Raw genomic sequence first — 22831 nt, forward strand, 5'->3', positions numbered from 1 at the left:
CACAGGCAAAGCCGATTCAACCGGCATTCCCTGCGCGGCGGTCTTCACGCTTATACGCAGTCTCCCTGGTGCGCCGGGCTTGTTGGCCACCATTGCCCATGCAATGCGAAGCATTGTCACGAGCGTGACACCAGCATCGGGGTGTCAGGACGCTGCGACTTCACGTCCGCGAGCGATCGTTCGTCCGCACTCTCATTGAAGAGAATGCTGCGATCTCTCGCGGCCACCGCTCCCCGCCTCGCGTGTCGTGACGATCGCGCGCTACGCCCCTCCGCAGTGAGGCGGGATGGCGCTAGACAATCATTAATTCTGTAAAATAGCAAGTCATTTATTTTTTTCAGAAGCCGACGGCAAGCCGTCGGCAGCCGCTCCACGGCAGGCGCCGGCTCAGAGCGACCGCTGGTTGACCCGCTTCGACAGCTCCTCGGCACTTTCCTTGCGCTCGGAATAGCGGTCGACCAGATAGTCCGCCCGGTCGCGCGTCAGCAGTGTGAACTTGACGAGCTCTTCCATGACGTCAACGACGCGATCGTAGTAGGACGACGGCTTCATGCGATCGGTGTCGTCGAACTCCGCGAACGCCTTCGGCACCGATGACTGGTTCGGGATGGTGATCAGCCGCATCCAGCGGCCGAGCACCCGAAGCTGATTGACCGCGTTGAACGACTGCGAGCCGCCGCTGACCTGCATCACGGCCAATGTCTTGCCCTGTGTCGGCCTGACGGCCCCGAGCGACAGCGGGATCCAGTCGATCTGCGTCTTCATCACGCCGGTCATCGCGCCGTGCCGCTCCGGCGAGCACCACACCATGCCTTCGCACCAGGTCACGAGGTCGCGCAGCTCGCGGACCTTCGGATGATCCGGCTCGGCGTCGTCGACCAGCGGCAAGCCGTGCGGATCGAAAGTCCGTGTCTCCGCGCCATAGCGGGCGAGAATGCGCGCCGCTTCCTCGGTGAGAAGCCGGCTGAACGAGCGTTGCCGGAGCGATCCGTAGAGCAGCAGGATTCGCGGAGGGTGGGAGGAGAGCGTAGGCTCCAGCAGTTTGGCGCGGTCGATCGGATGGAAGGAGGCTTCGTCCAGCTGCGACATCTCATCGGGCACTGCGGCATCTCCGGCCTCGAGCGGCTTCCGGCATTCCCTGTGCGAGCAGGGCCTGACCGGGTCGCCATGCAAACGGCTCAAGCAAAATGGCCGCCCGGATCATGCCGGTCAACGGTGGGGTCATGCATAGATCGATGGAGCGCTCTCGGCCGCAGGCCCTGTCGCGCGCGAAGATGATCCGGCCAATTGCGCGATGTCAGGCCAATGCACGCGCAGGATGGTCTTGCTGCCGGCGGCCGGAATGTCCGTGCGACTGGTCTCGACGACGCGGCCGCCGAGCGGGGCATGAAAGCGGAGATGTTGGCCTCGAAGACCCAAAGGTGCAGCGGGCTGGGCGTCTGGGCTGTCCGCGGAGCGGATGTCCAGGATCTTCACCACGCGCGACGCCACGCGTTTTCTCGGATAGGGAGCGCGGCCTCGCCGAGCGAGACGCGCGCTGCCTATGTGACGATGGGTTGCTCGCGTCGCTCAGTTGCGAACGCTGCCCACGGTGGTCGGAGCGACGAGAGCGGCGCTGCGACGGTGCTGGGCGAGCACGGCGAGCTGGTGCGGGGAGGCGGCGCTGGCCGCGGCGATGGTCTGCTGCGCGGCGGATGCACCGACGACAGAAAGCTGGTGCGGGGTGGCCGGCAGCGCGCCGACTTCGTAGCTCGGCAGCTCACCGGCGACAGCCGCGCCGGTCAGCAGCGCGAGGGCAAGAAGAGAGCCGGGAATGATATGCTTGATGGTCATCGGGAGGTCCTTTTGTGACGATGATCGATTGCATCGCGTGCAATCGCTTTCGTTTCCTTGGACACTCCCTAGCCTTGTCAGCTTTATATGCGCTGCAGCATGATTTGACAATTCATCGATTGGTGATGCGGTTAAAACGACACTGCGCGCCCCGCCTTGATGCGGAGGGCGAATGATCTGATCTGCGATCTGAGATGAGATTGGAATGAAGTTACGTGCGAGTGCATAGGATTGAAATAAAATCCTAATGATGTGCTGATCAGGCTTTTCGTAACGGCTTTGCTTGCCTTGCGTCCGACTCTGGATTGCTTCGCTGCGCCGCTGCGCTCGCAATGACGGCCTGGCGGCTGCCCATGAATGCGTCCTCTCTCACAACAAGGGGAGAGGGCGCCGTATTGCGCTTCGCTTGCACGCGTCGTTTGACATCCGCGCCACGGCGGCGGCCCTGTCAGTCGACGAACTGATCGCGCGTGTAGCCTTGCGCATAGAGCAGGGCGGTGAGGTCGCCGTGGTCGATGCGGGCCGAGGCGGCGGCCGAGACCGCGGGCTTGGCGTGATAGGCGACGCCGAGGCCGGCCGCCTCGATCATGCCGAGGTCGTTGGCGCCGTCGCCGACCGCCAGGGTGTCGATCTCGTCGAGATCGAACGACTCGCGCAGCTCGATCAGGGTGGCGAGCTTGGCGTCGCGGCCGATGATCGGCTCGCGCACCTCGCCGGTGAGCTTGCCGCCATCGATGACGAGCTCATTGGCGCGGTTCTCCTGGAAGCCGATCTTGGCCGCGATGGCGCTGGTGAACAGCGTGAAGCCGCCGGAGATCAGGCAGGTATAGGCGCCGTGTGCGCGCATGGTCATCACCAGATGACGGCCGCCCGGCGTCAGCTTGATGCGTTTGGTCAGGACCTCGTCGACGACGCTCACCGGCAGGTCCTTCAGCAATGCGACGCGTTCGCGCAACGCCGGCTCGAACGCGATCTCGCCGCGCATGGCGCGCTCGGTAATGGCGGCGACACGCGGCTTCAGCCCGGCGAAGTCGGCGAGCTCGTCGATGCATTCCTGGCCGATCATGGTGCTATCCATGTCGGCGAGAAAAAGCTTCTTGCGCCGGACGGCTTCGGGCTGCACGACGATGTCGATCGGCATGTCGCCGCGCAGGTCGCGCAGGCGCGCCTCGAGCTTGTGGACCTCGCCGTCGTGGGCGAAGGGGATGTCGATCGCGACCTCGTCGAACAGCCAGCGCGGCGTGCCCGGCGAGGGCAGCACGGCCAGGAAGGCCTCCACGATCGTGGTATCAAGCGCGGGATCGGCGGGATTGCAGATGAAGGTGGCGACGAGAGACATCAGGTGACTTTGCCAGGGATCAACAAAGCCGTGCTTATCGCAGGGCCGACCGCCAGCGGCAAGTCGGCGCTGGCGATGGAACTTGCGCAAAAAGCGGGCGGGGTCGTCATCAACACCGATTCCATGCAGGTTTACCGTGACCTGAGAATCCTGACGGCGCGGCCAACACCTGACGACGAGGCTGCTGTGCCGCACCGGCTCTACGGCCATGTCGATGCATCCGTGAACTACTCGGCCGGCCACTATGTCCGGGATGCCGCGGTCGTTCTTGCCGAGGTGCACGCGGCCGGGCGGCTGCCGATTTTCATCGGCGGCACCGGGCTGTACTTCAAAGCGCTGACACGGGGATTGGCGGCGGTCCCGCCCGTCCCTGACGAGGTCCGAGACGCGGTGCGCCTGCGGCTCGACCGCGACGGGGTCGAGGCGCTGCATGCCGAGCTGGCGCGGCGCGATCCGGCGGCGGGCGCGCGGCTGACCGTGCGCGACCGCACCCGCGTCGCCCGCGCGCTGGAGGTGATCGAAGCCACCGGTCGGCCATTGGCCGAGTGGCATGCCGAGACCACCCCGCCGCTGCTGCCGGAGGGCAGCTATCGGGCGCTGTTCATCGCGCCGGAGCGCGAGACGCTCTATGCGCGGATCGACGCGAGGTTCGATCTGATGCTGGATCGCGGCGCGCTGGAGGAGGTTGAACAGCTGGCGGCCCGCGGGCTCGATCCGCTGCTCCCGGCCATGAAGGCGCACGGCGTGCCGGCGCTGATCCGTTATCTCCGCGGGGAGATCACGCGGGAGGAGGCGGCCGTCATCGGCAAGGCCGACACCCGCCATTATGCCAAGCGGCAGTTCACCTGGTTCCGGCATCAGCTACCGGAGTTCGGGTGGATGACGCCGGAGCAGGCGCGGGCGTGGGTGGCAGCGTTGAGCGAGCTTTGATATCGTGATATCGTAATGGCGGAGGCATAGATGGCTGACATCCTGATCCGCAAAGTGGACGATGCGACCAAGGAGCTGTTGCGGCTTCGCGCTGAACGGCGTGGCAAGAGCTTGGAAGCCGACCTGAGGGAGACGCTCGAAAAGCTCGCGCGTGAGGAAGCATCGTCGCCTGATGATGCAGAGCCGTTTGGCACTTGGCTCTTTAACATTACGAGACCGGGCGTCGACCTCGATGCGGAGCTTGAATTGCTTCGGTCCGCACCCATTCGGCCTGTCGAGTTCGAATGATCCTGCTTGATACCAACGTTATCTCGGAGGTGCAGAAACTAGCGCCGGCCATGCAAGTGATCGGTTGGCTTGATGCAAACTTTGCGAATACCGCAATTTCGAGCATTACGATTGTCGAATTGGCGGCCGGGCTGGCGTTGCTCAATGACGGCCGGCGGAAAGACAGTCTTCAAAAGGCTGTCAGCAGGACGATCCGCCGCTTCGGAAGCCGGGTCTACGCGTTCGACGCTGCTGCCGCTCAATCGGCAGCACTGCTGCTTGCACAAGCGCGGTCGCGAGGGCTGCCGTTGCATCAGATCCCGAACAAGCTTGCCGACCTGCAGATCGCCGGTATCGCGTCGGCCTATGGTCTCGATCTCGCAACACGTAACGTCGGAGATTTCGCCGGGCTCGGACTTACGCTGATCGATCCTTGGGAGTGACCCGTCGCGGGCACTCCTGCGGAACGATCGGGGTGGCCAAATTACCGCTCGCCGAACGGCAAATTCCGCGTTAATCTGACAAAATCGCGCTCATGAGCTCGCTTTGCCTTGACATCGGGGCATCCGTGGCTATGTTCGCGCAACCTTTGGGAAGTTCGATCGGCACCATGCGCAACATTATTACCGCCCTCCTTATTGTGGTCGTACCCAGGCGCATCGCCGGGGATGGCTAGCGGCCATCCATGATCCGAGCGGTGCGCAGGGCCTTCCAGGGCCCTTTTTTATTGCCCGGAAGCCATCGAACCGACCAGCCGAGCCACTGACCGAAACCATCCGCTAGACCCGACCGACCAAGACGACAAGCCGCTGACAGAAGCGATCCGGAGCCTGCCATGACCGACAAGAGCCACGATCCGAACCAGATGACCGGCGCCGCGATGATCGTGCGCGCGCTCATCGACCACGGCGTGCAGCACCTCTTCGGCTATCCCGGCGGCGCGGTGCTTCCGATCTATGACGAGATCTTCCAGCAGAGCGAGGTCGAGCACATCCTGGTCCGCCACGAGCAGGGCGCCGGCCATGCTGCCGAGGGCTATGCCCGCTCGACCGGCAAGCCCGGCGTGGTGCTGGTGACCTCGGGCCCAGGCGCCACGAACATGGTGACCCCGCTGGCGGATGCGCTGATGGATTCGATTCCCCTGGTCTGCATCACCGGCCAGGTGCCGACGCATCTGATCGGCAACGACGCGTTCCAGGAGTGCGACACGGTCGGCATCACCCGGCCCTGCACCAAGCACAATTGGCTGGTCCGCAACGTCAACGATCTCGCCAAGGTGCTGCACGAGGCATTCTACGTCGCGACCACCGGCCGTCCGGGTCCGGTCGTCGTCGACGTGCCGAAGGACGTGCAGTTCGCGACCGGAACCTATCATCCGCCGCGCAAGTCCGACGTGCACATCTCCTACGCCCCGCGCGTCAAGGGCGATGCGACGCAGATCCGCAAGGCGGTGGCGCTGCTGGCCGGCGCCAAGCGGCCGGTGATCTATTCCGGTGGCGGCGTCATCAATGCGGGGACCGAGGCCTCGAAGCTGTTGCGCGAGCTGGTCGAGGTCACGGGCTTCCCGATCACCTCGACCCTGATGGGGCTGGGCGCCTATCCGGCGTCGGGCACCAACTGGCTCGGCATGCTCGGCATGCACGGCACCTACGAGGCCAACATGACGATGCATGATTGCGACGTCATGCTGTGCGTCGGCGCGCGCTTCGACGACCGCATCACCGGCCGCACCGACGCGTTCTCGCCGAACTCGAAGAAGATCCACATCGACATCGATCCGTCCTCGATCAACAAGAACATCCGCGTCGACGTGCCGATCATCGGCGATTGCGGCGACGTGCTCGCCGACATCCTGCAGGTGTTCAGGGCCGAGGCGAAGAAGCCCGACATCAAGGCGTGGTGGCAGCAGATCGCCACCTGGCGCGCGCGCAACTCGCTCGCCTTCAAGCCGAACCGCGACGTCATCATGCCGCAACATGCGATCCAGCGGCTGTTCGAGCTGACGCGCGGGCGCGACACCTACATCACCACCGAGGTCGGCCAGCATCAGATGTGGGCGGCGCAGTTCTACGGCTTCGAGGAGCCGCACCGCTGGATGACCTCGGGCGGTCTCGGCACCATGGGCTACGGCCTGCCGGCCGCGATCGGCGTCCAGGTCGCCCATCCCGACAGCCTCGTCATCGACATCGGCGGCGACGCCTCGGTGCAGATGACGATGCAGGAGATGTCGACGGCCGTGCAGTACGAGCTGCCGGTCAAGATCTTCATCCTCAACAACCAGTACATGGGCATGGTGCGGCAGTGGCAGCAGCTCCTGCACGGCAACCGGCTGTCGCATTCCTACTCGGAGGCGCTGCCGGACTTCGTCAAGCTGGCGGAAGCCTATGGCGGCGTCGGCCTGCAGGTGAGCAAACCCGGCGATCTCGACGGCGCGATCAAGGAGATGATCTCGGTCAAGAAGCCGGTGCTGTTCGACTGCCGCGTCGCGGCGCTGGAGAACTGCTTCCCGATGATTCCGTCCGGCAAGGCGCACAACGAGATGATCCTGCCCGCCGAGGCGAGCGATCCGGCCGCGGCGTTCGCCGGCGGCAAGGCGCTGGTGTGAGGACTGATCGTGAGGGCGATGCCAACCCAACACTCCGCTGTCATCGCCCGGCTTGCCGCCTTCGCTAGAGCTTCGGCGCGCCCTGAACGCGCGGCCTCGTCGAAGCCTTGGCGAAGACGGGACCGGGCGATCCAGTACGCCGCGGCAGCCGTGGCTCTCACGACTGCTGGTGGGTACTGGATGCCCACTTTCGCGGGCATGACAGTCGTTATGAGGAGGCGGCCGTGTTCACACTAGCCGAGCTCGAAGCCGCCCACGCCATCGTCGCGGCCGCGGTGCCGGCGACGCCGGCGCATGCGTGGCCGCTGCTGGCGCAGCGGCTGGGGACGCATGTCGTCGTCAAGCACGAGAACCACACGCCGGCCGGCGCCTTCAAGGTGCGCGGCGGGCTGGTCTATGTCGACAACCTCAAGCGCACGCATCCGGACGTCCGCGGCCTGATCACCGCGACGCGCGGCAATCATGGCCAGAGCGTCGCGTTTGCCGGCCGTCGCAACGGCCTGCCGGTGACGATCTATGTGCCGCGTGGCAATTCGGTCGAGAAGAACCGCGCCATGGCGGCGTTCGGCGCCGAGCTGATCGAGCACGGCAGCGACTTCCAGGAGGCGCGCGAGGAGGCTGGCCGCCACGCCGCGCGCGACGGCCTGCACATGGTGCCGTCGTTCCATCCCGATCTCGTGCGCGGCGTCGCCACCTACGCGCTGGAGCTGTTCCGCAGCGCGCCCGATCTCGACGTGCTCTACGTCTCGATCGGGCAGGGCTCGGGCATCTGCGGCTGCATCCTGGCGCGTGATCTCTTGGGCCTGAAGACCGAGATCGTCGGCGTGCAATCGACCGAGGCGCCGTCCTACGCGCTGTCGTTTGCGGCCCGCACCGTCGTGACGACCAACAGCGCCGATACGCACGCCGACGGCCTTGCCACCCGCAGTCCCGATGCCGATGCGCTGGCGATCATTCTTAAAGGCGCCTCGCGCATCGTGCAGGTCAGCGACGCCGAGATCGCCGAGGCCGTGCGCATTCTCTGGACCGACACCCACAATCTCGCCGAAGGCGCCGGCGCGGCACCGCTCGCAGGTGCGTTGCAGGAAAAGGGCAGGCTCGCCGGCAAGCGCGTCGGCCTGGTGCTGACCGGCGGCAACATCGATCTCGACCTGTTCAGGCGCTGGGTGCTGCCGACGGCCACGCATGCCGAAGCGGGGGCCGCATGATGCGCACCCGGCCTGCCACACAAACCACTGTCATCGCCCGGCGCGACCGGGCGATCCAGTACGCGGCGGCAATCGTGAGTCTCACGACGGCCGGCGTCGACCGGATGCCTGCCTGCGCGGGCATGACGGCAGAGGGAACAAGGGGACACCAATGAACCAGCCAGCATCGGCCTATTTCATGGAAGAGCGTCACGATCCGAACGAGACGCACACGCTTGCGGTGCTGGTGCAGAACGAGCCCGGCGTGCTCGCGCGCGTCATCGGCCTGTTCTCGGGCCGCGGCTACAACATCGAGAGCCTCACCGTCTCCGAGACCGAGAGCCAGAAGCATCTGTCGCGCATCACCATCGTGACGACCGGCACGCCGATGGTGATCCAGCAGATCAAGCATCAGCTCGACCGCATGATCCCGGTCTACCGCGTCGTCGACATGACGCTGACCAAGCGCGCGATCGAGCGCGAGCTCGCGATGGTCAAGGTGCGCGGCACCGGCGAGCCGCGCGTCGAGGCGCTGCGGCTGGCGGATGCGTTCCGCGCCCGGGTGATCGACGCCACCACGGAAAGCTTCGTGTTCGAGATCACAGGCAATACCGACAAGATCAGTCAGTTCATCGATCTGATGCGTCCGCTCGGCCTGGTGGAAGTCGCCAGGACCGGCATTGCGGCGATCGGGCGGGGATCGGAAGGGATGTGAGCCATGCTGGCGCGCGACTGGTACTACAACGAACGCAACCGGATCGGGCTCGACCATGCCGTGGCCTCGATCTATGGCTCGGGCGATGATGCCGACGAGCGCGCGCGCGCCGCTCTGACGATGCTCGGCGTCAAGCCGGGCTGGCGGGTGGCCGACATCGGCTGCGGCAACGGCGTGCTGGCGACCGAAGCGGCGCTGCTGGGCGCGGTGGTCGACGCCATCGACATCTCGCCGGCGATGCTGGCGCTGACCCGGATCTACAGCCGCGACCGCCGTACCGCGGTGCGGATGCATTCGGCCGGCCTGCTGTCGTTCGCCTATGAGCCGAACTCGTACGATCTCATCGCCAGCGAGTTCACGCTGCACCATCTGCCGGATTTCTGGAAGGCGGTGGCGCTGGCGCGGATCTTCGCGGCGCTGAAGCCCGGCGCGCAGTTCTTCCTGCGCGACATCGTCTATGTCAGCATGCCCGACGGCGCCGAGCGCTCGGTCGAGCAGTGGGCGGACTTCAACATCAAGAACCACGACCTCGCTCGCGACAGCGTCATCACCCACATGCGTGACGAGAACTCGACCTTCGCCTGGGTGATGGAGCGCATGCTCGCCGAGGTCGGATTCGTGACCGTCTCCGCCGACTACCACGCGCCGATGCACGCCACCTACGTGCTGCAGAAGCCGGCGGGGCAGGGCTAGGCGCTGATGTTTTTGCACGACGGTGAAGTGGGCACGCTGCCACCCTCCCCTGGAGGGGGAGGGTCGGCTCACATCGCGCGAAGCTGCGATGTGAGCCGGGGTGGAGTGATGCCTCCACGCCGGAGCTATGTCTGGGGCCCACCCCACCCCGATCGCGCATTGCATGCGCGATCAACCCTCCCCCTCCAGGGGAGGGTGAAGAGTCGTCGTGCGGAGAGAACTCATTAGAATGTCCCAGCAGCTCCTCATCGCCTTCGTCACCTTCGCCTTCGTGATGGCGTTCACGCCAGGGCCGAACAACATCATGCTGCTGTCGTCGGGCGTGACCCATGGCTTCCGCCGCACGGTGCCGCACATGATGGGCGTCAGCTTCGGCTTCGCCTTCATGGTCGGGGCCGTCGGCTTCGGCCTCGCTACGGTGTTCATCTCCTATCCGGTGCTGCAGGAGGTGCTGAAATATCTCGGCGCCGCCTACCTGATCTATCTCGCCGTGGTGATCGCGTTCTCCGGATCGGCCAAGCCGGATGACGACACGACGCCGCGCGGCCCGATGTCGTTCTGGGGCGCGGCGCTGTTCCAGTGGGTCAACGCCAAGGGCTGGGTGATGGTGATCAGCACCATCACCGCCTATGCCGCGATCGCCAGCTTCCCTGCCAATGTCGCGCTGCAGGTCGGGATCAGCTTCGTGATGGCGATCGGCTCGACCATCCCCTGGACCCTGTTCGGCACCGCACTGCGGCCGCTGCTGAGTTCCGAACGCGCGGTGCGCGGCTTCAACATCCTGATGGCCGTGCTGCTGCTCGCCTCGCTCTATCCCGTCTTCATGGACGCATGAGGGAGGCGGCCGCCATGCGAGATCGGGGTTTCCAACCACGCCCAAAATGCTCTAGACACGGGCCGGATTTCGTCCGGGCGCAGCCGCCCGTGCCTCACCCAAGCGTCTGACTTTTCAGCCAATTCCGGCCATCTCAAAGAGGAAACGACAATGCGTGTCTACTACGATCGCGACGCCGATCTGAACCTGATCAAGGGCAAGAAGGTCGTCATCGTGGGCTACGGCAGCCAGGGCCACGCCCACGCGCTCAACCTGAAGGATTCCGGCGTCAAGGACGTCGCGATCGCGCTGCGCAAGGGCTCGGCTTCGGCCAAGAAGGCCGAGGGCGCCGGCTTCAAGGTGATGGAAGTCGCCGAGGCCGCCAAATGGGCCGACCTGGTGATGATGCTGACCCCGGACGAGCTGCAGGGCGACATCTATCGCGAGCACCTGCACGACAACATGAAGCAGGGCGCCGCGCTCGTGTTCGCCCACGGCCTCAACGTGCATTTCAACCTGCTCGACCCGCGCCCCGATCTCGACGTGCTGATGATCGCCCCGAAGGGCCCCGGCCACACCGTCCGCTCCGAATACCAGCGCGGCGGCGGCGTGCCGTGCCTGATTGCGATCGCCAAGGATTCCTCGGGCAACGCCCATGACCTCGGCCTGTCCTACGCCTCGGCGATCGGCGGCGGCCGCGCCGGCATCATCGAGACCACCTTCAAGGAAGAGTGCGAGACCGACCTGTTCGGCGAGCAGGCGGTGCTGTGCGGTGGCCTGGTCGAGCTGATCAAGGCCGGCTACGAGACCCTGACCGAGGCCGGCTACGCGCCGGAGATGGCCTATTTCGAGTGCCTCCACGAGGTGAAGCTGATCGTCGACCTGATCTATGAAGGCGGCATCGCCAACATGAACTACTCGATCTCCAACACCGCCGAATATGGCGAATACGTCACCGGCCCGCGCATCGTCACGGCCGAGACCAAGGCGGAGATGAAGAAGGTGCTCGGCGACATCCAGTCCGGCCGCTTCGCACGCGACTGGATGCTGGAGAACAAGGTCAACCAGACCTCGTTCAAGGCGACCCGCGCCAAGCTCGCCCAGCATCCGATCGAGGAGGTCGGCGCCCGGCTGCGCGACATGATGCCCTGGATCAAGAAGGGCGCGCTGGTCGACAAGTCGAAGAACTGAGTTCGCGCAGGACTTGCTGAGAATTGAGAACGGCGGGCCGAGGCCCGCCGTTTTTGTTTGGTCGGTGAGTCCTTAGGCTGTTTCAGGACGTCGCGCGGCGTGAGGCCAGCGGCGCGAGCAGGCGGACGATCTCGCTGACAGCGACCAGGCCGACGAGCCAGGCGGCGCTGGTCAGGCCGAGGCGGGCGACGATCGGGAGCGTGAAGCTCGCGGCACCGCCGAGTGCGGGCGTGGCGGCCAGCAGCACCAGCTCATACGCCGTGTAGGCGCCCAGCAGAGCGGCGGCAAAGGCGAGCGGAGCCGGGCTTGCGTGCAGAGCCTGCAGCACGCCCCGGGCCGTGGCAGTGGCGCTGAGCGCGGCGGCGCCGATCATCGCGCCCCAGGCCAGCGTATTGGCATCGACCGGATAGTGCAGGGCGCCGAAGCCGATGCCCTGGTTGACCAGCCAGGCGCCGAGCATCACCGGCAGCGCCGTGCGCAGCGGAAGCATGGCGGCCGCAATCACGGCGAAGGCCGCAAACGGCGTCGCGCAGGCGAACACGAAGCTCGCCAGCGCACAGGCGGTCGTCAGCAGCGCGAAACAAAACGCGGCTGCATGCCGCGGCGGGACGGGCGCGAGGCGAGCCTCGGAACCAGAGGGGGCGAGGACGTCGAGAGTCATGGAACCATCTCCTGTTGTTGCAATTGTAGTCCAGTTTTGAGGCGGCTGTCAGCCGCTTCGGGAGGTCTGCGTCACTGCACGCCGAAGCTCGCGAGCCGGATGCCGCCGAACACGCCGAAGCCGGGCGCCAGGAAGCCGGTCGGGTTCTGGGTGTGACGGTTGAACAGGTTATCGATCCGGCCAAACACCTTGACCTGGTCGGACAGCGCGTAGTCGCCGCGCAGGTTCACGAGCGCATAGCCGGGTGCGACGAGGCCGGTGGTCATGCCGTCGCGGCTGACATCGAGCCAGTCGCCGACCCGCAGCAAGGTGGCCGACAGGCTCAGCGCATCGATCGGCAGCCAGGTGGCGGTGGCGCTCCATTTCTCCTTCGGCCGGCGCAGCAACTGCTGGCCGGTGGCCGCGTCGACGGCGCGGGTGAAGGTGTAGTCCGCGCGCAGCGATATCCGATCGGTGAGCCGCGCCGTCACGAAGCTCTCGGTGCCTTCGGTGGTGGCGAGGCCGACATTGGCGTAGGAGGTGAAGGTCGCGTTGAAATTGATCAGGTTGGTGATGCTGTTGTGGAAGTAGGTCGTGCCGAAGCGGACGCGATCGTCGAACAGCGGCTGCTCGAAACCGGCATCGTAGCCGGCGCTCTGCTCCGGCCGGAGGTTGGGATTGGCGAAGAAGTTGAACGCCGGGAAATCCTGGTGCAACTGGCTCAAGGTCGGTGCCTTGAAGCCGGTGCCGTAGCTCGCCTTCAGCTTGGTCTCGGTGACCGGCAGGATCACCGCCGGCGCGATCCGGTAGGTGCCATGGCCGCCGAACTGGTCGTTGACGTCGTTGCGCAGGCTCGCCACGACGAACCAGCGCTTCGCGAACTCGGTCTGCAGCTCGACGAAGCCGGCCTTGTTGCCGTTCTCGGCCGAAAGGTCGGTGGTCTTCAGCCGTTCGGTCTGCTGCTCCAGGCCGACGATCAGGTTGTTGCGCGGGGCGAGCTCGGTCACCGCGTGCCAGTCATATTTGATGCGCTCGCCGGTCGCGACCGCGGCGACGGGATTGCCGGCCGTCAGATCGGACGACCAGTTGTTCACATAGTTGACGCCGAAGTAGTTCCTGATGCGGCCGCCGAGCAGCGACCATACGGCTTCCTCGCGCGTCGCCAGTTGATGGATGGTGTGGTTGCTCTGGGCGGCGTCGGGAAAGCTGGGAAAGCCGCTGTCGCCGGTGAACAGCAGGGTGGCGTCAGTGTAGCGGACCACCGAATTGAGCGTCCAGGCCTCGTTGAGATCGACGCCGAGCTTGGACGAGGCGGTGACGTTGTCGTAGGCGTTGCCGATGGCCTTCTGCCCCGCAGGCAGCAATTGCCACGGGGTCACCGGAACGTCACCGGCGTGCAGACGCGCGACGTTGACTGCGTAGTTGACATTGTCCTGGGAGCCGCTGACGCCGGCTGACTGGTTGAAGGTCTTGAACGAGCCGCTCTCGATCGAGGCGGTCGCCCGCGCAGGTCCGTCGCCCTTGCGCGTGATCACCGAGATGACGCCGCCGATGGCATCGGAGCCGTACAGTCCGCTCTGCGGCCCGCGCAGCACCTCGAGCTGCTGGATGTCGGCGGCGAGCACATGCGCGAAATCGAACGCGCCGTTGCCGTTGGTGACGTCGCCTGCGTCGATGCCGTCGATGATGAGCTTGGTGTGGTTGGCATTGGTGCCGCGCATGAAGACGTTGGTCTGGCCGCCCGGGCCGCCGGCCTGCACGATGTTCAATCCGGGGACCGTGCTCAGGATGTCCGGCACGGTGCGGGCCTGCTGCGCGGCGATATCCTTGTCGGTCACCACGGTGATCGCATTCGCGACGTTGGCGACCGGCGTCACAACGCCGGTCGGGCTGACGGCGACGGGGGCGCTGGCCGGCGCTGCCGGCTTTGCAGCCGGCGTCTGCCGTCGCGCGGCGTTGCGGGTTGGAGAACCGCCGGACACCGCCGGCCCTGCGGCAACCGGCTTGCGCGGCGCGTCAACCTCGACCGGCGGCAAAAGGTTGGGGGAGGCGGATTGCTGCGCGGCTGCCGGGAAAGCACCGAGCAGCGCAAACGACGCGAGGACGCAGAGCGACGACAGAACGGCGCGATGCCGCCTGGCATGGGGAACGGGAGACACGAGTGACCTCGGCATGACGTCAGTGGCACGTCACCGCGAACGAGGTCTCACGCAGACCTTTGCAGACCTGCCTGAAAACGATGCCAATAACGCCCCGACCGGCATCCTCGCGTGTGACCACGGCTGACGGCAGGTCTCCTGGCTCGCGGGTCATCACCTCCACGTCGCCTTCCCGGGACCGAGATTTCCCAGTGGCCTATGACGCGAGATTCGCCGCTTACAGTTGCGGGGGCAGCTGCGGCCTTCGATCACGTCTCTTGCGAGACGCATCCGGCACCGCATTCCCTTTTGAGCCCCGGTCGAGGGGCACCGTCACGATCACCGTAGGAGTGCGGGCGCACCAAAGTCAATCCGGCGCCCGGCGATCTCCTGGCGATAACGCTGGCCGGTCGGCTTGATGATGCCCGGCCGCCTGCGACAACCATAGCTGTCGTCCCCGCGTTCGCAGGGACGACAGCGGAGTATGAGGAGGCTCGCGAGTCGTTGCTGATGAGGATTGCGTCTTGTGAGCACCCGCTCACTTCTCGACCTTGTTATGCACCATCCAGAACCGCAGCGTGCGCTGGGCGGTGTCGAGCGACAGCCGGGCATAGTCGCGCTCGGCGAGCTTCAGGGTGTCGCTGTCGATGGCGTGCTTGATCGGCCGGTGGGTCAGGATCTTCGCCACCACCGACCAGGCCAGCCTGGCGGCACGGCAGGGGATCAGCACGATGTCGGTGCGCGGGCCCTCGAGCACCTTGGCCATCATCTCGGTCGGGACGTTGTTGAGCAGGCCGAGTGCGGCGGAAACCTCGCCGAAGCGGCGGGTCTCGGCGAAGAAGGCGATGGCGGCATCGTTGAGCTCGTTCAGCCCCTTCATGCGCTTGACGGCGTCTTCGGCGAGCGTGAAGTCGCGGCCGACCAGGCCGCCGTCGCTGCGCGCGACGTCCGCGATGGCCTTGAGGATCTTCTTGATCTCCTGCTGCAACGCCGGCGGCGCCGAGGACATCAGCTTGGCGCGCACGGCTTCGGTGGCGCGGCGCAAGAGGTCGCGCAGGTGCTTGGTGGGCAGGTCGACGCGCAGCCCGATGATCTCGGACAGCTCGTCGTCATCCGCGGCATGCGCCATCATCCCGGAATAGCCGGTATCGGAGAAGCGCGCGGTCTGGTTGTTGGCGAGCTTGCGGATGACCCGGCGCTCGCCGCGGTCGACGATGATGTCGGTCACCGCCTCGGTCAGATGCGGACGGCTGGAGATCGCCATCAGGTGATCCTGGCCCTTGGTCGCCGCGACCTCGACCAGCGTATGCTCGGTCAGCCGGCTCGAGTGCATCAGCACGCTCTCGGCCACCGAGATTTCGTCGTCACGGGCGAGCTGCTGGATCAATTCGACGGGCGCGTAGTCGACCGGCGCGAGATGCTTGGAGAGCTCGGCCCGCGCGCGGGTCTCTACTCGCGAGACCAGCATGCACAGCACATTGTCGAACACCTTGATCTGGTCCTCGGTGAGGCGTTCGCCGTCATGCAGGAACAGATTGGTGACCTGGCGCAGCGTGTTGACGCGCTTCGCCGAGGAGCCGCTGCGGACGGCCTCTTCGAGCTCGGTGATGATGGAGTGTTCTGAAGGCGGAAGCTGTTCTGGCTGTGACACGATCGCGCTCGTTTGTCCGGATGGCCGGAGCGACAGCGACGCGCTTGTGATCCCGCTGCAAGGCTCTCGGCCGGAGCAGTTTTCGGCACGGGCGATAACAACGCGTTAGGGTCGGAGGACGTAGTACCCCGGAGAAACACGGATACGGAAAATTAAGGCGATACGCGTAGAGGGGGACGACGAGCTGGAGCGCGGTCTTCCGGAGATTCGCCGGACAGGCGATGGAATGAGGCCCAAACACCTCCCCACAGACCCGGCGACGACAGGCCAGCGAAACGGAAAGGTTAATGATCTCATAAGGTCACAGACCTTCCTTCATCCAGTTTGCTCGCTGCCCTCGATCTCACGTCAGCTGTCATCCTCCCAAGCATTGAAACTTAAATCCCAATCTTGCCGCGGCCATCTTGTTGATGCGCCGCGTGCCGTCTCCCGGTGTTCCGGGGCGGGCTCGGCGGGGATGACCTCGTGCGAAAAATCAGCGCCAGCATCGCGCCGCATCCCGTGCGATAATCGCCGCGCAAATCGTTGAGGTCACCATGAAATCCGTCGTCATCACCGGCGCGTCCACCGGCATCGGCTTGGCCTGTTCGAAGCTCCTGCTCGCGCGTGGCTTCCACGTGTTCGGCAGCGTTCGCAAGCAGGCCGATGCAGACCGTCTGCGCAGCGAGCTCAGCGCCAACTTCACGCCGCTGCTGTTCGATGTGACCGACGAAGCGGCGGTGAAGGCGACCGCCGGCGAGGTGCGAGCGGCGCTCAAGGGCGAGACGCTCGCCGGTCTCGTCAACAATGCCGGCATCGCCGTCGCGGGGCCGGTGACGGAGCTGCCGATCGAGCAGTTTCGCCATCAGATGGAAGTGAACGTCATCGGTCCGGTCATTGCGACCCAGGCGTTCGCGCCGCTGCTCGGCGCCGATCCGGCCATGAAGGGAGAGCGCGGCCGGATCGTGATGATCAGCTCGGTCGCGGGCCGCAACGGCAACCCGCTGATGGCGCCGTATTCGACCTCGAAGCATGCGGTCGAGGGGCTATCCGAGAGCCTGCGCCGCGAGCTGATGCTGTTCGGCATCGATGTCATCGTCATCGCGCCGGGGGCGGTGAAGACGCCGATCTGGGCCAAGGCCGAGGAGGTCGACCTGTCGGCGTACCAGGCCTCGCCGTTCTTCCCGGCGCTGCAGAAGATTCGCGGCTTCATGCTGCATCTCGGCAAGACCGGGCTGCCGGCCGAGACCATCGCCGCGCGGGTGGCCGACGCCTTGACCCTGCCGGCGCCCAGGGTGCGCTACGAGATCGCGCCCGATGCTATCAGGCAATGGATCGTGCGGGTGCTTCCGAAGCGGACCGTCGATCGCATCATTGCCAAGCGGCTCGGTCTGACGCCGGTGACCAGGGCCTGATGCCGGCGATGACGACCATCGGCAAGACCCAGGCGGAGCTGACCCGCCTGGTCGAGGAGGAGATTCGCGCGCAGCCGGGGTGCGAGACGGCACGCGTGCCGGCCGTTCATGCGCTCGACGCGCGCAGCGGCCGCAACTGGGAGATCCCGCACGTCGTTCTCGGCGACAGCCTGATCAGCGACGTCGACCGCGCCGTGATGAGCGTGCAGCGCCGGCTCGGGCGCGAGTTTCACCTGATCGATGATCCCGTCACGGAGCCAGCGTCGGAAGCCGCCGCGACGCCGCAGATCGACACCAACGACTCCTGACATTCCTTGCGCTGACGTGAGCCCTGCGGGCTCAGGTCAGCAGGCCCTGCCGCAGCGCCAGCCGTACCAGCTCGATGTCGCTGGCGACGCCGAGCTTGTCCTTGATCAGCGAGTGCAGGTTGGCAACCGTCTTCGGGCTGAGATGCAGCGCTGACGCGATCTCGTCGGTGGTCCGTTCGGCCAGCAGCATCTGCATCACCTCGAACTCGCGCGCGGACAGGACGTCGGCGGCCGCCCGCTCGCCGGACAGCCGGCTGAGCGCGAGCTCGTGATCGATGTCGGGGCTGATCGCGATGCGGCCGGCGAGCACGTCCATGACGGCGCGCACGAGCGTCTCCGGCGGGCTGCTCTTGGTGACATAGCCGCGGGCGCCGGCGCGGATCGCCTGCACCGCGAAGCCCGCATTCTCATGCATCGTGAAGACGAGGATGCGCGCGCTACGATCCCATTGCCGGATGCGGCGGATGCCCTCAATGCCGCCGACGCCCGGCATGGTCAGGTCCATGATGACGAGATCGGGCCTGACCTCCTTGAACAGCCGGTAGGCTTCGGCGCCATCGGCGGCTTCGGCGACCACGCGCAGCCCCGGCTGCTTCTGCAGCATCGACCTGTAGCCCTCGCGGACCACGGCATGGTCGTCGACCAGCAGGATGGTGCCGGCGGGCGCGGTCATGCCGCGCATGCCGCTTGCGGCTGGGTCGGCGCACGCGAGAGATCGGGCAAGGCCGGGACCGGAATCTCGATGCGGAGTCGCGCGCCACCGCCGGAGGTGGCCGCGAAGCTCATCTGGCCTCCCATGGAGGCGACGCGCTCGCGCATGCCGAGCAGGCCCATGCCCGGCTTGTCGGGAGCTTCACCTGCGGGACCGTCGTCTTCGACGGTGAGCACGGTCGCGCTCGCCGGCCCGTCCTGAAGCGTCAGCTGCAGCCGCACGCGCGTCGCTCCGGCGTGCTTGACGGTATTGGTGAGCGCCTCCTGGGCGATGCGGTAGAGGTTGGTGGCGATGATGCCGGGCAGTCGGTCGATGCCGCCCGACAGGCTGATCTCGAAAACGGTGCGGCCGTGCTGCCGCCTGTTCCATCCGGCGACGAGGCCTTCGAGGCTGGCGGCGAGGCCGAGCTCGTCGACATCAGGTGGGCGCAGCCGCATCAGCGCGCCGCGCAACTGGTCCATCATGTCGCTCGCGGTGCGCGCGATGCCGTCGCAATCGCCCACCAGAGCGGGGCAATCCTGCGCCGCGCTGTGACGGATCGACGCCGCGAGCGCCCGGATCGCCGCCAGCGACTGGCCGAATTCATCATGCAGCTCGCGCGCGAGGTGGCGGCGCTCGTCGTCCTCCAGGGCGATCAGGCGCCGGGTCAATTCGCCGCGCTGGGCCAGCGCTGTCTCCAGCCCCTCGGCGAACTGGTTGAAGGCATCGCGGATCGCCGACAGCTCGGCAAGGTCGAACGGCGGCAGCCGTGCCGACAGATCATGGGCCGCGATCCGCTCCAGCCCGGCGCGGATCAGCCGGGTCGGGCGCAGTGCGCGGGCCAGCGCGGCGTAGGCCAGAATGCACAGCAGCGCCAGCGCCGTCCCGAGCACGGGCAGCAGCCGGCTGAGCTCGCGCCAGGCCTCCGCGGTCATGACGCCGGCATCGGCCCAGACGACGGCATCGCCGGTCGTTTCGCCGCGAAAGCTGACCGGCCGTGCCGCTTCCCGGCCTGGATCGAACAGCCGCCGATACAGCATCGCGAAGGCGCGGGGCGGATCGTCCGTCTGCGCCTCGGCGCCGCCGCAGATGCGCTGCACGATCGCGCCGTCGACGCCGCGATAGGCGATGCACAGGCCCGGTCGCATCGCGGCGGCAGCGACCGCATCGAGGTCGGGAAAGCCGGCCGGCGGGCTGTTGACCCAATGCATCTTGCTTTGCTGCAATTGCAGCGTCCTGGCCGTGATCTCGGCGATCCGCTCATTGCGCGCATGCACCGAGCGGTCGGTGTCGAACAGCACATAGGCGCAGATCGCCCCAAAGCAGAGCGCCGAGACCACCGAGATGCGCAGGGTCAGACGGTATTTGAGGTCGTAGCGGGTCCGCATCTTCGGCACGTCCATGGTAGCCCTGCCCGCCGGCATTTAACGGCAGAACCGCCTGGGCCAAAAGCGCTGCGGCCTGGTCGCCGTCACCGTCGTGAAAATTTCCCGTGCCGCGCCGGGACCGCGGCCGCTGCGGCCATAGCGCCGCTGCGTCTAGCTTTGGACCGCCAGACACCGCTGCAGGGGGATCCCATGTCGAACCGTCGCGTCGTCCGTTGTCTCGTTCTCGCGCTTGCTTTCGCGGCCGGCCCGGTCCGCGCCGCCTCCGGCGATGTCCCGGCTGTGCTGGTCGACGATTTCAGCTATCTCGACACGTCCGGCGAGCCGGTCGATCAGACCGCAGCGCATCAGCGGCGGCTGGATGCATTCATCGCCGCGCTCCGCAGCGACGTCGCCGCCGACGCGCGGCTGCGGCCGGTCAGCCCGTCCTGCGCGCCGTCCTGTCCCACCGATGCGTCCCCGGAGGCCCGGCTGCAGATGGCGGCCGCGGCCGGCGCAACCGTCGTGATCACCGGCGGAGTCCAGAAGCTCTCCACGCTGGTGCAGTGGGCGCGCGCCGCGGCCATCGACGTCGCCTCCCATCGGGTCGTCTTCGACAAGGTCTTCACCTTCCGCGGCGATAGCGACGAGGCCTGGCAGCGCGCTGCGATCTTCGTTTCGCGCCAGGTCCGTGACGCACTGGCGCCGCCGGAGCCGATCCGGCTGGCGCTGCTGCCGTTCGAGCTCGACGACACCAGCGCAGGCGCGGCGCTCGGCGAGACCGAATCCGACCAGAAGGGGCTGCAGGAGGCGACCGACGCGGTGCGGCAGCTGCTGGCGCAGTCCGGGCGCTATCGCCTGGTGGACGCGGCCGGCGAGATCAAGCCGGGGCAGCCCGTGCGTGAGTGCGACGATTGCGAGGCCCGGGCGGCCCGGGCCGTCGGCGCCCAGCAATCGCTGCTCGGCATCATCAGGCGGATCGGCCGCACTGAATACATCATCGGCTTTCGTGTCCGCCAGGCCGACAGTGGCGCGCTCGTCGCCGCCGGTGACAGCGGATTGCGCCTCGGCGCCAATTATTCATGGAGCCGCGGCGCGGTGCGTCTGGTGCGCGAGCGGCTGCTCGAGACCGGCACCCAGAATTGAAAAAAGGGCGAGGATCGGTACGCGAGGACGGCAGTGATGCCACCTCTCGTCGTGGCGCGAGACGACACGCCGCCCTCCGTGTAAATCCGGGCTGTTGTGATTTGTGACGATTTCATTACGGTCGGATGACAGGATAGGCTTCCTTGATCTGTCGGCATGCGCCGGCGAAGGGCGCCTGCATTCGACCGCCTGATGTCACTGACCCCGAACGACCAACCGATCACCACGCTCGCCGCGGCGAGCGCAACACGCTCCGCGGCCGTCCGGCTGTCCGCCGTCGCCGCGCCGCATGTCGCGGCGCTGGCCCTGATGCTGCACACCGAGACCGATTTCGGCTCGCGGCTCGGCTTCGTGCTGGCCTGGGGCATCCTGAACTGCTTCTGGCTGGTGCTGCTGCGGCGGCCCGCGGTGTCCGGCGCGTTGGCGTTGACCATGGTCGTGGTGCTGGTGCTGCTGTCGCAGCTCAAGCACGCCGTGGTCCAGATGACGGCGAACTTCGTCGACGTGATGCTGATCGATCACGACAGCGCGGCGTTCCTGTTCACGATCTTCCCGAACCTGAAGCTGTCGGTGCTGGTGGCGGCCGCCGTCGTGCTGCCGCTGATGGGGCTGCTGTGGTGGGCGGATCCGTTCCGGATCGCGCGGCTGCCGGCGCTGGCCGGCAAGCTCGCCTGCCTTGCCGCGCTCACGCTGTATTCGCTCAACTGGCGCGACGAGACCTGGCGCGGCTATTATGACGACGGCTATCTGTCGAAATTCGCCCGCTCCGGCGTCACGGCGGTGTCGGACTTCCTCGCCAACGGCTTCATGGAATCCGACGCCACGGCTGATCGAAGTCTGGCTGCTTTCGTCCCGGATTCCTGTCATCCGGCCGGACGGCGCCCGAACATCGTGCTGATCCACGACGAATCCAGCTTCGACATCCGCTCGGCGCCAGGCATCAAGGTGCCGGATGGCTATGGCAGCCACTTCAAGTCGTTCGACGGCAAGGCGCGGCAGTTCATGGCCGAGAGCAATGGCGGACCGAGCTGGTTCACCGAGTACAACGTGCTTGCCGGCCTGTCGTCGCGCTCGTTCGGCCGCTTCGCCTATTTCGTGACCCGGATCGCGTCCGGCCGGGTCGAGCGCGGCCTGCCGCTGGCGCTGCGCAATTGCGGCTACGATACGGTGTCGCTCTATCCCGCGCAGGGCGCCTTCATGAGCGCGCGCAGCTTCCAGACCACGGTCGGCGTCGACCGCTTCCTCGACGCGCGCGATCTCGGCGCCAAGGGCGTCGAGCCCGACGGCTTCTTCTACGATGCCGCGCTCGATCTGATGCAGCACCGGCCGCGCGGAAAGCCGCTGTTCATGTTCGTCTATCTCGCCGCCAACCATTTCCCGTGGGAGACGACGTTCCGGCCCGACCTGACGCCATCCTGGCGCGCGCCCGGCAATCTGCCTTCGATCGATGAGTATCTGCGCCGCCAGGCGATGAGCGCGACGGACTATCAGCGCTTCCTCGCCAGCCTGAAGAAGCGCTTCGGCGACCAGCCGTTCCTGATCGTGCGCTACGGCGATCACCAGCCGGAGTTCTCGCCGCACATTCTCGATCCCAAGCTCGACGAGGCCGGCATCGGCGAGAAGCTCGAGAGCTATGATCCGCGCTATTATCAGACCTATTACGCCGTCGATGCCGTCAATTTCGAGCCGCGCCAGAGCGCCGTCGTGATGGATCGGATCGACGCCGCCTATCTGCCGCTGGTCACCTTGGAGGCGGCCGGCATTCCGCTCGATCCGTCCTTTGCCGAGCAGAAGGACATCATGCTCCGCTGCAAGGGCGTGTTCTACGCCTGCGGCGACGGCGCCGAGGCACGCCGCTTCAACCGCATGCTGATCGACGCCGAGCTGATCCGGGGGCTGTGACCGGCCGACGCCAAGGTCGGCCG

Annotated in this window: 21 protein-coding genes and 1 riboswitch; of the genes, 13 read left to right on the forward strand and 8 right to left on the reverse strand. The window is 66.4% G+C overall.

Features of this window, described 5'->3' with window-relative positions:
- Window positions 1-387: 387 nt before the first annotated feature.
- From arsH to serB, 3 genes are all read right to left on the reverse strand, one after another.
- Window positions 388-1089, reverse strand: coding sequence for an arsenical resistance protein ArsH (arsH, locus tag QX124_RS03850; RefSeq protein WP_315796614.1), 702 nt, complete (start codon window positions 1087-1089; stop codon window positions 388-390).
- Window positions 1090-1569: 480 nt separating this feature from the next.
- Window positions 1570-1833 (reverse strand): hypothetical protein, encoded by a 264-nt coding sequence (locus tag QX124_RS03855; protein WP_315796345.1) that lies wholly within the window; start codon window positions 1831-1833, stop codon window positions 1570-1572.
- Window positions 1834-2281: 448 nt separating this feature from the next.
- Entirely contained in the window at window positions 2282-3172 is an 891-nt protein-coding gene (gene serB, locus QX124_RS03860) for a phosphoserine phosphatase SerB (protein ID WP_315736884.1), read from the reverse strand.
- Window positions 3173-3175: 3 nt separating this feature from the next.
- Here serB and miaA point away from each other — a divergent pair, with 3 nt between their 5' ends.
- From miaA to ilvC, 9 genes are all read left to right on the forward strand, one after another.
- Window positions 3176-4102 (forward strand): tRNA (adenosine(37)-N6)-dimethylallyltransferase MiaA, encoded by a 927-nt coding sequence (gene miaA, locus QX124_RS03865; protein ID WP_315796347.1) that lies wholly within the window; start codon window positions 3176-3178, stop codon window positions 4100-4102.
- 30 nt (window positions 4103-4132) lie between these two features.
- The gene (locus QX124_RS03870; RefSeq protein WP_315771691.1) at window positions 4133-4390 is read left to right on the forward strand and encodes a FitA-like ribbon-helix-helix domain-containing protein; all 258 of its coding nucleotides are present in this window, start codon (window positions 4133-4135) and stop codon (window positions 4388-4390) included.
- Complete coding sequence (locus QX124_RS03875; protein ID WP_315771689.1) at window positions 4387-4812, forward strand: PIN domain-containing protein; 426 nt, start codon at window positions 4387-4389, stop codon at window positions 4810-4812. Before QX124_RS03870 ends, QX124_RS03875 begins: the two co-directional genes overlap by 4 nt.
- A 392-nt stretch (window positions 4813-5204) precedes the next feature.
- Window positions 5205-6974, forward strand: a complete 1770-nt coding sequence (locus QX124_RS03880; RefSeq protein WP_315736887.1) for an acetolactate synthase 3 large subunit — start codon at window positions 5205-5207, stop codon at window positions 6972-6974.
- Between the two features lie 224 nt (window positions 6975-7198).
- Entirely contained in the window at window positions 7199-8182 is a 984-nt protein-coding gene (locus QX124_RS03885) for a threonine dehydratase (RefSeq protein ID WP_315796350.1), read from the forward strand.
- 151 nt (window positions 8183-8333) lie between these two features.
- On the forward strand, window positions 8334-8876 hold the full coding sequence (ilvN, locus tag QX124_RS03890) for an acetolactate synthase small subunit (protein ID WP_315756361.1): 543 nt from the start codon (window positions 8334-8336) through the stop codon (window positions 8874-8876).
- A gap of 3 nt (window positions 8877-8879) precedes the next feature.
- Window positions 8880-9569, forward strand: coding sequence for a class I SAM-dependent methyltransferase (locus QX124_RS03895; protein ID WP_315796352.1), 690 nt, complete (start codon window positions 8880-8882; stop codon window positions 9567-9569).
- A 229-nt stretch (window positions 9570-9798) separates the two neighbouring features.
- Window positions 9799-10404, forward strand: coding sequence for a LysE family translocator (locus QX124_RS03900; RefSeq protein WP_315796354.1), 606 nt, complete (start codon window positions 9799-9801; stop codon window positions 10402-10404).
- Window positions 10405-10554: 150 nt separating this feature from the next.
- Window positions 10555-11574 carry a ketol-acid reductoisomerase gene (ilvC, locus tag QX124_RS03905; protein ID WP_315736892.1) on the forward strand — a complete coding sequence of 340 codons (1020 nt, stop codon included), beginning with the start codon at window positions 10555-10557 and terminating at the stop codon, window positions 11572-11574.
- A gap of 82 nt (window positions 11575-11656) precedes the next feature.
- Here ilvC and QX124_RS03910 read toward each other — a convergent pair whose 3' ends face one another.
- The 3 genes from QX124_RS03910 to QX124_RS03920 form a co-directional block, all read right to left on the reverse strand.
- Entirely contained in the window at window positions 11657-12235 is a 579-nt protein-coding gene (locus QX124_RS03910; protein ID WP_315796357.1) for a hypothetical protein, read from the reverse strand.
- 71 nt (window positions 12236-12306) lie between these two features.
- Window positions 12307-14373 carry a TonB-dependent receptor plug domain-containing protein gene (locus QX124_RS03915; protein ID WP_315796358.1) on the reverse strand — a complete coding sequence of 689 codons (2067 nt, stop codon included), beginning with the start codon at window positions 14371-14373 and terminating at the stop codon, window positions 12307-12309.
- Between the two features lie 110 nt (window positions 14374-14483).
- A riboswitch (cobalamin riboswitch) is annotated at window positions 14484-14702 on the reverse strand.
- Between the two features lie 188 nt (window positions 14703-14890).
- The gene (locus tag QX124_RS03920) at window positions 14891-16003 is read right to left on the reverse strand and encodes a DUF2336 domain-containing protein (protein ID WP_315796360.1); all 1113 of its coding nucleotides are present in this window, start codon (window positions 16001-16003) and stop codon (window positions 14891-14893) included.
- A 536-nt stretch (window positions 16004-16539) separates the two neighbouring features.
- Between QX124_RS03920 and QX124_RS03925 the strand changes: the two genes are divergently transcribed.
- Window positions 16540-17397 carry an SDR family oxidoreductase gene (locus QX124_RS03925; protein WP_315796361.1) on the forward strand — a complete coding sequence of 286 codons (858 nt, stop codon included), beginning with the start codon at window positions 16540-16542 and terminating at the stop codon, window positions 17395-17397.
- Window positions 17397-17705: a hypothetical protein gene (locus QX124_RS03930; protein WP_315796362.1), complete on the forward strand. Its 309-nt coding sequence runs from the start codon at window positions 17397-17399 to the stop codon at window positions 17703-17705. Before QX124_RS03925 ends, QX124_RS03930 begins: the two co-directional genes overlap by 1 nt.
- A gap of 31 nt (window positions 17706-17736) precedes the next feature.
- On the opposite strand, the gene QX124_RS03935 is transcribed toward QX124_RS03930, so the two are convergent.
- Window positions 17737-18378: a response regulator transcription factor gene (locus tag QX124_RS03935; RefSeq protein WP_315736899.1), complete on the reverse strand. Its 642-nt coding sequence runs from the start codon at window positions 18376-18378 to the stop codon at window positions 17737-17739.
- Window positions 18375-19799 (reverse strand): HAMP domain-containing sensor histidine kinase, encoded by a 1425-nt coding sequence (locus QX124_RS03940; RefSeq protein ID WP_315796364.1) that lies wholly within the window; start codon window positions 19797-19799, stop codon window positions 18375-18377. Before QX124_RS03940 ends, QX124_RS03935 begins: the two co-directional genes overlap by 4 nt.
- 174 nt (window positions 19800-19973) lie before the next feature.
- Here QX124_RS03940 and QX124_RS03945 point away from each other — a divergent pair, with 174 nt between their 5' ends.
- Together QX124_RS03945 and QX124_RS03950 are read left to right on the forward strand one after the other, a co-directional pair.
- Window positions 19974-20906, forward strand: a complete 933-nt coding sequence (locus tag QX124_RS03945) for a DUF2380 domain-containing protein (RefSeq protein WP_315796366.1) — start codon at window positions 19974-19976, stop codon at window positions 20904-20906.
- Window positions 20907-21098: 192 nt separating this feature from the next.
- The gene (locus tag QX124_RS03950) at window positions 21099-22808 is read left to right on the forward strand and encodes a sulfatase-like hydrolase/transferase (RefSeq protein WP_315796368.1); all 1710 of its coding nucleotides are present in this window, start codon (window positions 21099-21101) and stop codon (window positions 22806-22808) included.
- Window positions 22809-22831 lie beyond the last annotated feature (23 nt).

The sequence above is a fragment of the Bradyrhizobium sp. SZCCHNRI3043 genome, from assembly GCF_032377735.1.
Classification (GTDB): domain Bacteria; phylum Pseudomonadota; class Alphaproteobacteria; order Rhizobiales; family Xanthobacteraceae; genus Bradyrhizobium.

Excerpts from the sequence above, each read along its gene's own strand:
- arsH (WP_315796614.1), bottom strand. The coding sequence starts at position 1,089 with ATGTCGCAGCTGGACGAAGCCTCCTTCCATCCGATCGACCGCGCCAAA.
- QX124_RS03855 (WP_315796345.1), bottom strand. The coding sequence starts at position 1,833 with ATGACCATCAAGCATATCATTCCCGGCTCTCTTCTTGCCCTCGCGCTG.
- serB (WP_315736884.1), bottom strand. The coding sequence starts at position 3,172 with ATGTCTCTCGTCGCCACCTTCATCTGCAATCCCGCCGATCCCGCGCTT.
- QX124_RS03870 (WP_315771691.1), top strand. The coding sequence starts at position 4,133 with ATGGCTGACATCCTGATCCGCAAAGTGGACGATGCGACCAAGGAGCTG.
- QX124_RS03875 (WP_315771689.1), top strand. The coding sequence starts at position 4,387 with ATGATCCTGCTTGATACCAACGTTATCTCGGAGGTGCAGAAACTAGCG.
- QX124_RS03880 (WP_315736887.1), top strand. The coding sequence starts at position 5,205 with ATGACCGACAAGAGCCACGATCCGAACCAGATGACCGGCGCCGCGATG.
- ilvN (WP_315756361.1), top strand. The coding sequence starts at position 8,334 with ATGAACCAGCCAGCATCGGCCTATTTCATGGAAGAGCGTCACGATCCG.
- QX124_RS03895 (WP_315796352.1), top strand. The coding sequence starts at position 8,880 with ATGCTGGCGCGCGACTGGTACTACAACGAACGCAACCGGATCGGGCTC.
- QX124_RS03900 (WP_315796354.1), top strand. The coding sequence starts at position 9,799 with ATGTCCCAGCAGCTCCTCATCGCCTTCGTCACCTTCGCCTTCGTGATG.
- ilvC (WP_315736892.1), top strand. The coding sequence starts at position 10,555 with ATGCGTGTCTACTACGATCGCGACGCCGATCTGAACCTGATCAAGGGC.
- QX124_RS03910 (WP_315796357.1), bottom strand. The coding sequence starts at position 12,235 with ATGACTCTCGACGTCCTCGCCCCCTCTGGTTCCGAGGCTCGCCTCGCG.
- QX124_RS03925 (WP_315796361.1), top strand. The coding sequence starts at position 16,540 with ATGAAATCCGTCGTCATCACCGGCGCGTCCACCGGCATCGGCTTGGCC.
- QX124_RS03930 (WP_315796362.1), top strand. The coding sequence starts at position 17,397 with ATGCCGGCGATGACGACCATCGGCAAGACCCAGGCGGAGCTGACCCGC.
- QX124_RS03935 (WP_315736899.1), bottom strand. The coding sequence starts at position 18,378 with ATGACCGCGCCCGCCGGCACCATCCTGCTGGTCGACGACCATGCCGTG.
- QX124_RS03940 (WP_315796364.1), bottom strand. The coding sequence starts at position 19,799 with ATGGACGTGCCGAAGATGCGGACCCGCTACGACCTCAAATACCGTCTG.
- QX124_RS03945 (WP_315796366.1), top strand. The coding sequence starts at position 19,974 with ATGTCGAACCGTCGCGTCGTCCGTTGTCTCGTTCTCGCGCTTGCTTTC.
- QX124_RS03950 (WP_315796368.1), top strand. The coding sequence starts at position 21,099 with ATGTCACTGACCCCGAACGACCAACCGATCACCACGCTCGCCGCGGCG.